Origin of the sequence: Streptomyces dryopteridis (assembly GCF_049606955.1) — a bacterium.
In the GTDB taxonomy this organism is placed as follows: domain Bacteria; phylum Actinomycetota; class Actinomycetes; order Streptomycetales; family Streptomycetaceae; genus Streptomyces.
This window is the reverse complement of record NZ_CP187113.1, coordinates 1,609,126-1,622,339: the sequence shown is the minus strand read 5'-3', so window position 1 is coordinate 1,622,339 and position 13,214 is coordinate 1,609,126. Positions and strand designations below refer to the sequence as shown.

At 68.9% G+C, this 13,214-nt stretch carries 13 protein-coding genes; 11 read left to right on the top strand and 2 right to left on the bottom strand.

The genetic code is table 11. From position 1 onward, the window contains the following. Nucleotides 1-44: 44 nt before the first annotated feature. The 11 genes from ACN20G_RS06520 (at nt 45) to ACN20G_RS06470 (ending at nt 10,160) form a co-directional block, all read left to right on the top strand. Entirely contained in the window at nt 45-1,475 is a 1,431-nt protein-coding gene (locus tag ACN20G_RS06520) for an MraY family glycosyltransferase (RefSeq protein ID WP_424215397.1), read from the top strand. Between the two features lie 262 nt (nt 1,476-1,737). Continuing rightward, a complete protein-coding gene (locus ACN20G_RS06515; RefSeq protein WP_424211768.1) occupies nt 1,738-2,175 on the top strand; it encodes a hypothetical protein in 438 nt (145 codons plus the stop codon). Between the two features lie 216 nt (nt 2,176-2,391). Beyond that, the gene (gene atpB, locus ACN20G_RS06510) at nt 2,392-3,228 is read left to right on the top strand and encodes a F0F1 ATP synthase subunit A (protein WP_424215396.1); all 837 of its coding nucleotides are present in this window, start codon (nt 2,392-2,394) and stop codon (nt 3,226-3,228) included. Between the two features lie 78 nt (nt 3,229-3,306). Then, complete coding sequence (locus ACN20G_RS06505) at nt 3,307-3,558, top strand: ATP synthase subunit C (protein WP_018535366.1); 252 nt, start codon at nt 3,307-3,309, stop codon at nt 3,556-3,558. A 39-nt stretch (nt 3,559-3,597) separates the two neighbouring features. After that, complete coding sequence (locus ACN20G_RS06500; protein WP_424211767.1) at nt 3,598-4,143, top strand: F0F1 ATP synthase subunit B; 546 nt, start codon at nt 3,598-3,600, stop codon at nt 4,141-4,143. Next, nucleotides 4,140-4,955, top strand: a complete 816-nt coding sequence (locus ACN20G_RS06495; protein ID WP_424211766.1) for a F0F1 ATP synthase subunit delta — start codon at nt 4,140-4,142, stop codon at nt 4,953-4,955. Before ACN20G_RS06500 ends, ACN20G_RS06495 begins: the two co-directional genes overlap by 4 nt. 129 nt (nt 4,956-5,084) lie before the next feature. Continuing rightward, nucleotides 5,085-6,677, top strand: coding sequence for a F0F1 ATP synthase subunit alpha (gene atpA / locus ACN20G_RS06490; protein ID WP_424211765.1), 1,593 nt, complete (start codon nt 5,085-5,087; stop codon nt 6,675-6,677). Nucleotides 6,678-6,697: 20 nt separating this feature from the next. Continuing rightward, on the top strand, nt 6,698-7,615 hold the full coding sequence (locus ACN20G_RS06485; protein ID WP_424211764.1) for a F0F1 ATP synthase subunit gamma: 918 nt from the start codon (nt 6,698-6,700) through the stop codon (nt 7,613-7,615). Beyond that, entirely contained in the window at nt 7,615-9,057 is a 1,443-nt protein-coding gene (gene atpD, locus ACN20G_RS06480; protein WP_424211763.1) for a F0F1 ATP synthase subunit beta, read from the top strand. The genes ACN20G_RS06485 and atpD overlap by 1 nt, the downstream gene beginning before the upstream one ends. 152 nt (nt 9,058-9,209) lie before the next feature. After that, a complete protein-coding gene (locus tag ACN20G_RS06475) occupies nt 9,210-9,584 on the top strand; it encodes a F0F1 ATP synthase subunit epsilon (protein ID WP_424211762.1) in 375 nt (124 codons plus the stop codon). A gap of 129 nt (nt 9,585-9,713) precedes the next feature. After that, on the top strand, nt 9,714-10,160 hold the full coding sequence (locus ACN20G_RS06470; RefSeq protein ID WP_424211761.1) for a DUF2550 domain-containing protein: 447 nt from the start codon (nt 9,714-9,716) through the stop codon (nt 10,158-10,160). Between the two features lie 152 nt (nt 10,161-10,312). Here ACN20G_RS06470 and ACN20G_RS06465 read toward each other — a convergent pair whose 3' ends face one another. Further along, on the bottom strand, nt 10,313-12,133 hold the full coding sequence (locus ACN20G_RS06465; RefSeq protein WP_424215395.1) for a glycosyl hydrolase family 18 protein: 1,821 nt from the start codon (nt 12,131-12,133) through the stop codon (nt 10,313-10,315). 329 nt (nt 12,134-12,462) lie between these two features. Beyond that, a complete protein-coding gene (locus ACN20G_RS06460) occupies nt 12,463-13,191 on the bottom strand; it encodes a response regulator (RefSeq protein ID WP_424211760.1) in 729 nt (242 codons plus the stop codon). Nucleotides 13,192-13,214 lie beyond the last annotated feature (23 nt).

The window sequence follows — 13,214 nt, the reverse complement described above, 5'->3', positions numbered from 1 at the left end:
GCCCGCACGGCTAATGTGTGGGGCTGAAGAAGCCGGCGACGAACCTGGGGCAGCCCGTGCGTGAATACCTGCTGACGCTCTGTGTCACGGCGGCGGTGACGTATCTGCTCACCGGACCGGTGCGGAAGTTCGCCATCGCCATCGGGGCGATGCCCGCGATCCGCGCCCGGGACGTGCACCGCGAGCCGACGCCGCGCCTCGGCGGGATCGCCATGTTCGGCGGATTGTGCGCCGGTCTGCTGGTGGCGGCGCAGCTGCCGAACCTGGCGGGGGTCTTCCACCTCTCCAACGAACCGCGGGCCCTGCTGTCGGGGGCGGCGCTGATCTGGCTGATCGGCGTGCTGGACGACAAGTTCGAACTGGACGCGCTGATCAAGCTGGGCGCGCAGATGATCGCGGCCGGCGTGATGGTGATCCAGGGCCTGACGGTGCTCTACCTGCCGATCCCCGGGGTGGGCACGTACCTGCCCAGCGAGTGGCAGAGCAGCCTGCTGACGGTGGCCCTGGTCGTGATCACGATCAACGCGGTGAACTTCGTGGACGGGCTCGACGGGCTCGCGGCGGGCATGGTGTGCATCGCGGCGGCGGCGTTCTTCATGTACGCGTACCGGATCTGGTTCGGCTACGGGATCGAGGCGGCGGCGCCGGCCACCCTCTTCGCGGCCATCCTGGTGGGCATGTGCGTGGGCTTCCTGCCGCACAACATGCACCCGGCGCGGATCTTCATGGGGGACTCCGGTTCGATGCTGATCGGCCTGGTCCTGGCGGCCGGCGCGATCTCGATCACGGGTCAGGTGGACCCGGACGCGATGGCCCTCTTCGCGAGCGGCGAGCGCGGCGCGACCCACGCGATGCTGCCCGTCTTCATTCCGCTTCTGCTCCCGCTGACCATCATCGCGATTCCGATGGCGGACCTGTTGTCGGCGATCGTGCGACGGACCTGGAACGGGAAATCCCCGTTCGCGGCGGACCGCGGACACCTGCACCACCGACTTCTGGAGATCGGACATTCCCACAGTCGCGCGGTGCTCATCATGTATTTCTGGTCGGCGCTCATCGCATTCGGGACGGTGTCCTATTCGGTGCATTCCGCCTCGATGTGGATCGTGTTCGTCATCGCGGCGCTGAGCGCGCTGGGGATGATCCTGTTGTTGATGCCGCGTTTCACCCCGCGCGCGCCGAGGTGGGCGCAGCGGGTCGTGCCGCCGCGCTACCGGCGTCGTCGGGTGGTCGCGGGGGAGCCCGTGACGGGGGTCGCCGGGGCCGCAAGCGGAACGCCGGTGCCGGTGGGCGTGGGTGCCGAAGGGGCCGACGGGGAAGCGGAGTCGGGGGCGCCGGTGTCGGTTCCGGGAACTCCCGGCGGTGGAACGTCGACCTCCGGGCGGCGGGCCGGTGTCTCGGGCGTCAACGGAGCGACCGCGGTAGGCCCCCGTTCGCGCTTTCCCGACCGACGTAAGGCCGGATCGTCCCGCTGACGAATCGGGATCGATTCGCGTATACCAGACGTTAGAGTGAGCGCCGGTGCACACCCGCGCATGGTCACTCTCATGTGTGACGGTAAGCACACCAACCAGGTAAAGCTCTCATCAAATAGTTTGTGATACCGTTCACTAAACCCGGCGATAGAGCCGAAGGACCGTAGTGCGACGGTCCATTGGCCCGAGGTCCAGTCTCGGACCGGGCTTACGCTCGTCCCGTACGAGTCACGTACCCCCACCACAAGCGGAGCCCAGCATCATGCGGTCTGACGACCTCCGATCCCTCCTGCACACAGTCGTGCCCACCGCTGCCGCCGGCGTAGTCGCCGCGATCGTCAGCGGTGTCGTCGCGGGTGGCAAGGGGGCCCTGGGCGCCGTCTTCGGGTGCGTGATCGTCATGCTCTTCATGGGGAGCGGCTTCGTCGCCCTGCAACGAACCGCGCGCAAACTCCCGCATTTGTTCCAGATGATGGGATTGGCCCTCTACACGGTCCAGATCCTGTTGCTGTTCGTCTTCGTCGCCGTGTTCAGGGACACGACGCTGTTCAACCCCCGCGCCTTCGCGATCGTGCTCGTCGTCTCGACCCTCGTCTGGGTCGGAGCGCAGGCCCGGGCGCACATGAAGGCGAAGATCCTCTACGTCGAAACCGACGCCGACAAGACCGGCAAGCCCGGAAACACGGGGTCCTCGTCGTGAAGGGTAGGGGCGGGATAAGTGCTCGTTCGAGATGCTGCTATCGTCCGGTGCCAACTGCGGCATCGCGGGCCGAGGCATCCGAGCCGGAGCCGGCGCCGGTGACGGCGCGAGGTTTCACGCCTGCCGGCCGCCCCCACATCCGTAAGTCCAGTCCCGTGCCGAACCGCGGCCCAGATCCGCGCCGACACAACGAGGTTGCCGTACCCATGCGCCACGCTGAAGGAGCCCGCGGTGAGTGCTGATCCGACGCAGGTGCTCGCCTTCGAGACCGATTGCCACATCTTCGACGGCTGTGGCTTTCCGGCTCCCGGCTTGCACTCGTTCCTGTTCGAGCCGATCGTCGGCGAACTCGGCGGCAGCGTCTACTTCAACAAGACGATGCTGCTCGCCCTGCTCGGAACCGTCATCATCGTCGGTTTCTTCTGGGCCGCCTTCCGCAAGCCGAAGGTCGTGCCGGGGAAGCTGCAGATGGTCGCCGAAGCCGGTTACGACTTCGTGCGCACCGGAATCGTCTACGAGACGATGGGCAAGAAGGAAGGCGAGAAGTACGTCCCCTTCATGGTCGCGACGTTCTTCTTCGTCTGGATCCTGAACCTCTGGTCGATCATCCCGCTCGCGCAGTTCCCGGTCACCTCGGTGATCGCGTACCCGGCCGCGCTCGCACTCATCATCTACGTGATGTGGATGTCGGTGACCTTCAAGCGCCACGGTTTCGTGGGCGGCCTGAAGAACCTCACCGGCTACGACAAGAACCTCGGCGGGATCCTGCCGCTGGTCATGCTCATCGAGTTCTTCTCGAACGTCATCGTCCGGCCGTTCACCCACGCGGTCCGTCTCTTCGCGAACATGTTCGCCGGGCACACCCTGCTGCTGCTGTTCACCATCGCCAGCTGGTACCTGCTCAACGGCATCGGCATCGCCTACGCCGGCGTGTCGTTCGTGATGGTCATCGTGATGACCGCCTTCGAGCTCTTCATCCAGGCTGTCCAGGCGTACGTCTTCGTACTGCTCGCCTGCAGCTTCCTCCAGGGCGCCGTCGCCGAGCACCACTGATCAACGGCCCCACCCCCAAACCAACGGTCGTCCGGTGGCCAACCCCCACCGGTCCATGAAAGAGAAGGAAGAACGGGCATGTCCGCTCTCGCGCAGACCCTCGCCGCCGGCGTCGAAATCAAGGGCAACCTCGGCTCCATCGGCTACGGCCTCGCCGCCATCGGCCCCGGCGTCGGCGTCGGCATCATCTTCGGCAACGGCACCCAGGCCCTGGCCCGCCAGCCCGAGGCCGCCGGCCTGATCCGTGCCAACCAGATCCTCGGCTTCGCCTTCTGTGAGGCGCTCGCCCTCATCGGTCTGGTCATGCCGTTCGTCTACCCGACCTCCTGATCGCGGTAGCGAACAACACCTCAGACGGAAGGCACTGATGTGAACCCTCTGGTTCAGCTCGCGGCCGGGGAGGCTGAAAACCCCCTCATCCCGCCGATTCCCGAGCTCGTCATCGGCCTCATCGCCTTTGTCATCGTCTTCGGTTTCCTCGCCAAGAAGCTCCTCCCGAACATCAACAAGGTTCTGGACGAGCGTCGCGAGGCCATCGAGGGTGGCATCGAGAAGGCCGACGCGGCCAAGATCGAGGCCGAAAGCGTTCTGGAGCAGTACAAGGCCCAGCTCGCCGAGGCTCGTCACGAGGCCGCGCGCCTGCGCCAGGAGGCCCTGGAGCAGGGCACTGCGCTCAAGGATGAACTGCGCGCAGAGGGCCAGCGGCAGCGTGAGGAGATCATCGCCGCCGGTCACGCCCAGATCGAGGCCGACCGCAAGGCCGCTGCCGCGGCCCTGCGCCAGGACGTGGGCAAGCTCGCCACCGACCTGGCCGGCAAGCTCGTCGGCGAGTCCCTCGAGGACCACGCCCGACAGAGCCGCACCATCGACCGCTTCCTCGACGACCTCGAGTCGAAGACCGAGGCCGTCCGATGAACGGAGCGAGCCGCGAGGCGCTGCACGCCGCCCGCGAGCGTCTCGACGCGCTGACGGACAACACGTCCGTCGACGCGGCGAAGCTCGCCGGCGAGCTGGCCGCCGTCACCGCGCTGCTCGACCGTGAGGTCTCGCTGCGTCGGGTCATCACCGACCCGGCGCAGTCCGGCGAGGCCAAGGCCGAGCTGGTCGGGCGCCTGCTGGCGGGCCAGGTCGACGGGACCACCCGTGACCTGGTGGCCGGCACGGTCCGCTCGCGCTGGTCGCAGTCCCGCGACCTGGTCGACGCGTTGGAGGAGCTGGCGAACACCGCCGACCTCACCGCCGCGCAGAAGGCCGGAACGCTGGACGACGTGGAGGACGAACTGTTCCGCTTCGGGCGGATCGTCTCCTCCAACACCGGCCTGCGGGCCGCCCTGACGGACAAGACGGCGACCACCGCCGCCAAGGGCGAGCTGCTGCGCAGCCTCCTCGGCGGTCGCGCGGACGCCACGACCACCCGTCTGGTCACGCGTCTGGTCACGCACCCGCGGGGCCGTAGCCTGGAAGCGGGCCTGGAGTCCCTCTCCACGCTCGCGGCCGAGCGCCGCGACCGCACGGTCGCGACCGTGGTCAGCGCGGTGCCGCTCACCGACACCCAGAAGCAGCGCCTCGGCGCGGCCCTGGCGTCGCTGTACGGCCGCCAGATGCACCTCAACCTCGACGTGGACCCCGCGGTCCTCGGCGGGATCGTGGTGCGGGTCGGCGACGAGGTCATCAACGGCAGCATCGCGGAACGCCTCTCCGAGGCATCCCGACGCATGGCCGGCTGACCCGCGCCACCAACAGAACAAGCATTTCAGCGGCCCGGTTGGGCCGTGCAGAACTTGCGGAAGATTCCTGGGGGTCGCCCCCAGACCCCTAAGAAACTTCGGGCCCAACAAGGAGAGCAGGGAACCCAGATGGCGGAGCTCACGATCCGGCCGGAGGAGATCCGGGACGCGCTGGAGACCTTTGTCCAGTCGTACCAGCCGGACGCGGCCTCGCGCGAGGAGGTCGGTACGGTCAGCGTTGCCGGCGACGGCATCGCGAAGGTGGAGGGCCTGCCCTCCGCCATGGCGAACGAGCTGCTGAAGTTCGAGGACGGCACCCTCGGTCTCGCCCTCAACCTCGAGGAGCGCGAGATCGGTGCGATCGTCCTCGGCGAGTTCAGCGGCGTCGAGGAGGGGCAGCCGGTGCAGCGCACCGGTGAGGTCCTCTCGGTGGGCGTGGGCGAGGGTTACCTCGGCCGCGTGGTCGACCCGCTCGGCAACCCGATCGACGGCCTCGGCGAGATCGCGACCGAGGGCCGCCGCGCCCTCGAACTGCAGGCCCCGGGCGTCATGGTCCGCAAGTCGGTCCACGAGCCGATGCAGACCGGCTACAAGGCCATCGACGCCATGGTGCCGATCGGCCGCGGTCAGCGTCAGCTGGTCATCGGCGACCGCCAGACGGGCAAGACCGCCCTGGCCGTCGACACGATCATCAACCAGCGCGACAACTGGCGCTCCGGCGACGTGAACAAGCAGGTCCGCTGCATCTACGTCGCCATCGGTCAGAAGGGCTCCACCATCGCCTCCGTGCGCGGTGCCCTCGAAGAGGCCGGCGCGCTGGAGTACACGACCATCGTCGCCGCCCCGGCCTCCGACCCGGCCGGCTTCAAGTACCTGGCGCCGTACACCGGCTCGGCCATCGGCCAGCACTGGATGTACGCCGGCAAGCACGTCCTGATCATCTTCGACGACCTGTCGAAGCAGGCCGACGCCTACCGCGCCGTTTCCCTGCTGCTGCGCCGCCCGCCGGGCCGTGAGGCATACCCGGGTGACGTCTTCTACTTGCACTCGCGTCTGCTGGAGCGCTGCGCCAAGCTCTCCGACGACATGGGCGCGGGCTCGATGACCGGTCTGCCGATCGTCGAGACGAAGGCCAACGACGTCTCGGCGTTCATCCCGACCAACGTCATCTCCATCACCGACGGCCAGTGCTTCCTGGAGTCCGACCTGTTCAACGCCGGCCAGCGCCCGGCTCTGAACGTCGGCATCTCGGTCTCCCGCGTCGGTGGCTCGGCCCAGCACAAGGCCATGCGCCAGGTGTCCGGTCGTCTTCGCCTCGACCTGGCCCAGTACCGCGAGCTGGAGGCGTTCGCCGCCTTCGGTTCCGATCTGGACGCGGCCTCCAAGGCCGCCCTGGAGCGCGGCAAGCGCATGGTCGAGCTGCTGAAGCAGCCGCAGTACAGCCCCATGCCCGTCGAGGAGCAGGTCGTCTCCGTCTGGGCCGGCACCACCGGCAAGATGGACGACGTCCCGGTCAACGACATCCGTCGCTTCGAGACCGAGCTGCTGGAGAACCTGCGGATCAACCGCAAGGAACTCCTCACCTCGATCCGCGAGGGCGCGAAGATGTCGGACGACACCCTGCAGTCCATCGCGGACGCCATCGCCGACTTCAAGAAGCAGTTCGAGACCTCGGACGGTCAGCTTCTGGGGGACGACGCGTCGGCCACCGCCGGCAAGTGACGACGGAAGGGACCTGACTCATGGGAGCGCAGCTCCGGGTCTACAAGCGTCGCATCCGATCCGTCACGGCGACCAAGAAGATCACCAAGGCGATGGAGATGATCGCCGCCTCGCGCATCGTCAAGGCGCAGCGCCAGGTGGCGGCCTCCACGCCGTACGCGACCGAACTCACCCGCGCGGTGACGGCGGTGGCGACCGGATCCACCACCAAGCACCCGCTCACCACCGAGGTCGAGGCCCCGGCCCGGGCCGCGGTCCTGCTCCTCACGAGCGACCGCGGTCTGGCCGGCGGCTACTCCTCCAACGCCATCAAGGCCGCGGAGCGCCTCACCGAGCGGCTGCGCGGCGAGGGCAAGGAGGTCGACACCTACATCGTCGGCCGCAAGGGCGTCTCGTACTACTCCTTCCGTGAGCGTGTGATCGCGGAGAAGTGGACCGGGTTCACCGACAGCCCCAGCTACGCGAACGCGAAGGCGATCGCGGCGCCGCTCATCGAGGCCATCTCCGCGGAGACGGCCGAGGGCGGGGTCGACGAGCTGCACATCGTCTACACGGAATTCGTGTCGATGATGACGCAGAACCCGGTGGACGACCGGATGCTGCCGCTCACCCTCGACGAGGGCAAGAACAAGGAAGAGGGCAAGGGCGAGATCCTTCCCCTGTTCGAGTTCGAGCCCTCGGCGGAGGACGTCCTCGACGCCCTCCTGCCGCGCTACGTCGAGAGCCGGGTCTACAACGCCCTGCTCCAGGCGGCCGCCTCCGAGCACGCGGCGCGCCGTCGTGCGATGAAGTCGGCGACCGACAACGCGGGAGACCTCATCAAGAGCCTGTCCCGTCTGGCCAATGCGGCGCGCCAGTCCGAAATCACCCAGGAAATCAGCGAGATCGTCGGTGGCGCAGCCGCCATGGCCGACGCGACCGCGGGGAGTGACAAGTAATGACGACCTCTGTTGAGACGGCCGCTGCCACGGGCCGCGTCGCCCGGGTCATCGGCCCGGTCGTCGACGTGGAGTTCCCCGTCGACGCGATGCCGGAGATCTACAACGCGCTGACCGTCCAGGTCATCGACCCGGCCGAGGAGGGGAAGCAGAAGACGCTGACCCTCGAGGTCGCGCAGCACCTCGGTGACGGCGTGGTCCGCACCATCTCCATGCAGCCCACCGACGGTCTGGTCCGCCAGGCCGCGGTGACGGACACCGGCAAGGGCATCACCGTGCCCGTCGGTGACTTCACCAAGGGCAAGGTGTTCAACACCCTCGGTGAGGTGCTGAACTACCCCGAGGCCAACGCCGAGGTGACCGAGCGCTGGGCGATCCACCGCAAGGCCCCCAACTTCGACGAGCTCGAGTCGAAGACCGAGATGTTCGAGACCGGCGTCAAGGTCATCGACCTTCTCACCCCGTACGTCAAGGGTGGAAAGATCGGTCTGTTCGGTGGTGCCGGTGTCGGCAAGACCGTTCTGATCCAGGAAATGATCTACCGCGTCGCCAACAACCACGACGGTGTGTCGGTGTTCGCGGGCGTCGGTGAGCGTACCCGTGAGGGCAACGACCTCATCGAGGAGATGAGCGACTCGGGCGTCATCGACAAGACCGCCCTGGTCTTCGGCCAGATGGACGAGCCCCCGGGCACCCGTCTGCGCGTCGCCCTGGCCGGTCTGACGATGGCGGAGTACTTCCGTGACGTCCAGAAGCAGGACGTCCTCTTCTTCATCGACAACATCTTCCGGTACACCCAGGCGGGTTCCGAGGTGTCGACCCTGCTCGGCCGCATGCCCTCCGCGGTGGGCTACCAGCCGAACCTGGCCGACGAGATGGGCATCCTCCAGGAGCGCATCACCTCGACCCGCGGTCACTCGATCACCTCGATGCAGGCGATCTACGTCCCCGCGGACGACCTGACCGACCCGGCCCCGGCCACCACCTTCGCCCACCTCGACGCGACGACGGTTCTCTCCCGTCCGATCTCCGAGAAGGGCATCTACCCGGCCGTGGACCCGCTGGAGTCCTCGTCCCGGATCCTGGACCCCCGCTACATCACGGCCGAGCACTACGCCACGGCCACCCGTGTCAAGGGGATCCTGCAGAAGTACAAGGACCTCCAGGACATCATCGCCATCCTCGGCATCGACGAGCTCGGCGAAGAGGACAAGCTGGTCGTGCACCGCGCCCGTCGCGTGGAGCGCTTCCTGTCGCAGAACACCCACGTCGCCAAGCAGTTCACCGGCGTCGACGGGTCGGACGTGTCCCTGGACGAGTCCATCACCGCGTTCAACGCGATCTGCGACGGTGAGTTCGACCACTTCCCGGAGCAGGCGTTCTTCCTCTGCGGTGGCCTTGAGGACCTGAAGGCCAACGCCAAGGAGCTGGGCGTCTCCTGATTCGGCACGGCCCCGCGGCCCCGGGAAACCGGGCCGCGCGGCCGACCCGATCGCCCGGAGAGGGCCGGGTGCGTCCCGTCCCTCTCCCCACGCCCATTAGAATTCGACCCAACACCCGGCGCGACCGCCGGGTGGTGACCCGAGGAGCCACTATGGCTGCTGAGCTGCACGTCGAGCTGGTCGCGGCGGACCGTAGTGTCTGGTCCGGCGAGGCCACCCTGGTCGTCGCCCGCACCACGTCCGGCGACATCGGCGTCATGCCCGGTCACCAGCCGCTTCTCGGCGTGCTGGAATCGGGCCCGGTGACCATCCGCACCAGCGAGGGCGGGACCGTCGTCGCCGCGGTGCACGGCGGTTTCATCTCGTTCGCGGACAACAAGTTGTCGCTGCTGGCCGAGATCGCCGAGCTCGCTGACGAGATCGACGTCCAGCGGGCGGAGCGGGCACTGGAGCGCGCCAAGTCGGATGCGGACGCCGCAGCCGAACGACGCGCCGATGTCCGGCTGCGCGCGGTCGCGGGAGCCTGAATCCCGTAACCGCACAGTTTTCCCCTCAGCCGCGGCCCGTGCTGGAATCATCCAGACCGGGTCGCGGCTGAGGCGATGCGGGTCCTTTTTTCGTTGTGCGGTTGTCGATGAGCGAGGAGGTCGGTGAAGATGCTCCTCGCTCTGCTTGTGAGTGGCCTGGTCGTCGTCCTGGTGTTGGTCGGGCTCTTCGTGTTCGGGCTGCGCCGCAGACTGATCCAACGGTCCGGGGGCACCTTCGACTGTTCCCTGCGCTGGGGGGTGGCGGAGGAGGCGGACCTGTCCGGCAAGGGCTGGGTGTACGGCGTCTCGCGGTACAGCGGTGACCGGATCGAGTGGTTCCGCGTGTTCTCCTACGCGCCCAGGCCGCGCCGGCTGCTGGAGCGCTCCGCGATCGAGGTGATCTCGCGCCGGGCCCCGGAGGGCGAGGAGGAGCTGGCGCTGCTCTCGGACGCCGTGGTCCTCGGCTGTTCGCACCGCGGGACCCGACTGGAGCTGGCGATGAGCGAGGACGCCCTGACCGGCTTCCTGGCCTGGCTGGAGGCGGCCCCGCCCGGCCAGCGGGTGAACGTGGCCTGAGCCCCCGAGACGACACGAGCCCCCGGACGGTGTCCGGGGGCTTTCGCGCGTTCGGTCGCGGGGTCGCGGTGAAGCCGGGGGGACGGGGGCGGACCCGTCCCCCCGGCTTCGGTTCGTGCCCCCGGGTCAGGGGCCGGCCCACCCGCGTCGGGTCACTGGAGTCCGGTGTGGACCGCGTTGGCGAGTTCGCCGTTGGCGGTGTCGCCGCTGAACTCCCAGTAGAAGGCACCCTTGAGGCCCTGGCTCTTGGCCCAGGCCATCTTGGAGGTGACGGTGGCGGGGGTGTCGTAGCTCCACCAGTTGGAGCCGCACTTGGCGTACGCGGTGCCGGCCACGGTGCCCGTGCTCGGGCAGCTCGACTTCAGCACCTTGTAGTCCTCGATGCCCTGCTCGTAGGTGCCCGGGGCCGGGCCGGTGGCGGTGCCGCCGGGGGCGTCCTGGGTCACGCCGGTCCAGCCGCGGCCGTAGAAGCCGATACCGAGGTTGAGCTTGGAGCCGGGGATGCCCTTGCCCTTGAGCTTGGTGATCGCGGCCTCGGAGGTGAAGCCGGCGATCGGCAGGCCCGCGTAGGAGGTGAGCGGGGAGTGCGGGGCGGTCGGGCCCTTGGCGTCCCAGGCCCCGAAGAAGTCGTACGTCATGACGTTGTAGAAGTCCACGTACTGCGCGGCGCCCGCGTAGTCCGCGGCGTCGAGCTTGCCGCCGTTGGAGCCGTCGGCGGAGATCGCGGCGGTGACCAGGTTGGAGCCGCCGAACTTGGCGCGCAGCGCCGACATCAGGTTCTTCAGGGATGCCTGGCCCGAGGTGTCGCAGCTCAGACCGCAGGCGTTCGGGTACTCCCAGTCGATGTCGATGCCGTCGAAGACGTCGGCCCAGCGCGGGTCCTCGACCAGCTGGTAGCAGGAGTCGGCGAACGCGGCCGGGTTCGCGGCGGCCTGACCGAAGCCGCCGGACCAGGTCCAGCCGCCGAAGGACCACAGGACCTTGATGTTCGGGTACTGGGCCTTGAGCTTGCGCAGCTGGTTGAAGTTGCCGCGCAGCGGCTGGTCCCAGGTGTCGGCCTTGCCGTCGACGCTCTGGTCGGCGGTGTACGCCTTGTCGTAGTCGGCGTAGGAGTCGCCGATGGTGCACTTGCCGCCCTGGACGTTGCCGAAGGCGTAGTTGATGTGGGTGATCTTGCTCGCGGTGCCGGAGGTGACCAGGTTCTTCACGTGGTAGTTGCGCTGGTAGACGCCCCAGTTCGTGAAGTAGCCCAGCTTGACCTTGGCGCCGGGGTCCCCGGGGTTGCCCGGGTCGGTGCCGCCGCCACCGGTGGTGGAGACGGTCAGGGCGCCGGAGGCCGGACCGGTCTGGTCGGCGGTGTCACGGGCCACGACCGTGTAGGTGTACGAGGTGGACTTCGTCAGCCCGCTGTCCCCGTAGGTGGTGCCGGTGACCGTGGCGATCTTCGCGCCGCCCCGGTACACGTCGTAGTTCTTGATCCCCTTGTCGTCGGTGGCGGCGGTCCACGACAGGGTCAGCGAGGTCTCGCCGACGCCGCTCGCGCTGGGGGTGCCGGGGGCGCCGGGGGCGGAGTCGCCGGGGGGCTGGCCCGTGCCGTCACAGGGGGCGCCGTTGATCGTGCAGCCGGTGGGCGCGCCGGCGCCCTGGCCGTTGAAGCCGAAGCTGACGCTGGCGCCGGGGGCCAGGCTGCCGTTCCAGCCGACGTTCTTCCCCGACCAGTGGTCGCCGTTGTTGGTGACGGTGGCGTCCCAGGCGGAGGTGACCTTGGTGCCGGTGGGGTAGTCCCACTCCACGTTCCAGGAGCTGATGGCCGAGGTGCCGTTGTTCTTGATGGTCCACTTGCCCTCGAAGCCGGTGCCCCAGTCGGAGACCTTGGTGTAGGTCGCGGTGGGGCCGGGGGCGGCCTGGGCCGGGGAGGCGAGGCCGACGAGACCGGCGAGGGGGAGGGCGAGGGCGGCGACACCGGCCGCCATCCGGTGCCGCAGGGAGGTCCGGGATCCGCGTGGGGTGGTGCCGTCGTGCGGGGGTGCTGTGCTCAAGGGTGCTCCTCCGAGGTCCGTCGCCGCCGGGGGACCGGTGCGACATGGGGGTGGGACCTGCGCCGCCCGTGAGCCCGCCGAGGGGCACGCTCACCACAGTTGCGGTGAGATTAGAAAGGTCTGGACCAACCGTCAAGAGGTCCAGACCTGCCGGCCGAAAGCCCGAGGGATCCTCGACGTCCGCCCAGGGAACGGGAGTTGACGCGGCGCGCGGCCGGCCGGGAATCGCCCCCGCGCCCCGCCCGCCCCGCCCGTCCGACTCCTCAGGACAGCTCCAACTCCCGCGCCAGCACGGCCGCCTGCACCCGGCTGCGCAGGTCGAGCTTGCCCAACAGGCGGCTCACGTGCGTCTTCACGGTCGCCTCCGCCATCGACAGCCGTTCCGCGATCTCCGCGTTCGACAGCCCCTCGCCCAGACAGGTCAACACCTCGCGCTCGCGCCGGGTCAGCGAGTCCACGGCCGCGAGGACCCCCTCCGGCACCCCCGTCCCCGCCCGCTCGGGCCGGGCCGGCGCGGCGAACTCCGCGATCAGCCGACGCGTCACCGCCGGCGCGATCAACCCCTCGCCGGCCGCCACCGTCCGCACCCCGGCGAGCAGGTCCGCCGCCTCCGCGTTCTTCAACAGGAACCCCGAGGCCCCCGCCCGCAGGGCGCCGAACACGTACTCGTCCAGATCGAAGGTGGTCAGCACCAGCACGTCCGCCAACCCCTCGGCCACCACCTGCCGGGTCGCCGACACCCCGTCCAGCCGCGGCATCTGCACGTCCATCAGTACCAGGTCGGGACGGAGCGCGCGGGCCATCCGCACCGCTTCCTCCCCGTCCGCCGCCTCGCCCACCACCTCGACGTCGGGGGCGCTGCCGAGGATCAGTACGAGGCCGGCCCGGACCGCCCTCTGGTCCTCGGCCACCAACACGCGGATCGGGCCCGGTCGGTGGTTCTCGTCGGCGGGCGACTGGGCGGGAGTTGGGGCGGGCGTCTGGTCGGGCATGGCTTCCTCCGGAACTCGGGTGG

Coding starts and splice junctions, on each gene's coding strand:
- ACN20G_RS06475 (WP_424211762.1), top strand. CDS start 9,210: ATGGCTGCTGAGCTGCACGTCGAGCTGGTCGCGGCGGACCGTAGTGTC.
- atpD (WP_424211763.1), top strand. CDS start 7,615: ATGACGACCTCTGTTGAGACGGCCGCTGCCACGGGCCGCGTCGCCCGG.
- ACN20G_RS06505 (WP_018535366.1), top strand. CDS start 3,307: ATGTCCGCTCTCGCGCAGACCCTCGCCGCCGGCGTCGAAATCAAGGGC.
- ACN20G_RS06495 (WP_424211766.1), top strand. CDS start 4,140: ATGAACGGAGCGAGCCGCGAGGCGCTGCACGCCGCCCGCGAGCGTCTC.
- ACN20G_RS06515 (WP_424211768.1), top strand. CDS start 1,738: ATGCGGTCTGACGACCTCCGATCCCTCCTGCACACAGTCGTGCCCACC.
- ACN20G_RS06470 (WP_424211761.1), top strand. CDS start 9,714: ATGCTCCTCGCTCTGCTTGTGAGTGGCCTGGTCGTCGTCCTGGTGTTG.
- atpA (WP_424211765.1), top strand. CDS start 5,085: ATGGCGGAGCTCACGATCCGGCCGGAGGAGATCCGGGACGCGCTGGAG.
- ACN20G_RS06460 (WP_424211760.1), bottom strand. CDS start 13,191: ATGCCCGACCAGACGCCCGCCCCAACTCCCGCCCAGTCGCCCGCCGAC.
- ACN20G_RS06485 (WP_424211764.1), top strand. CDS start 6,698: ATGGGAGCGCAGCTCCGGGTCTACAAGCGTCGCATCCGATCCGTCACG.
- ACN20G_RS06465 (WP_424215395.1), bottom strand. CDS start 12,133: ATGGCGGCCGGTGTCGCCGCCCTCGCCCTCCCCCTCGCCGGTCTCGTC.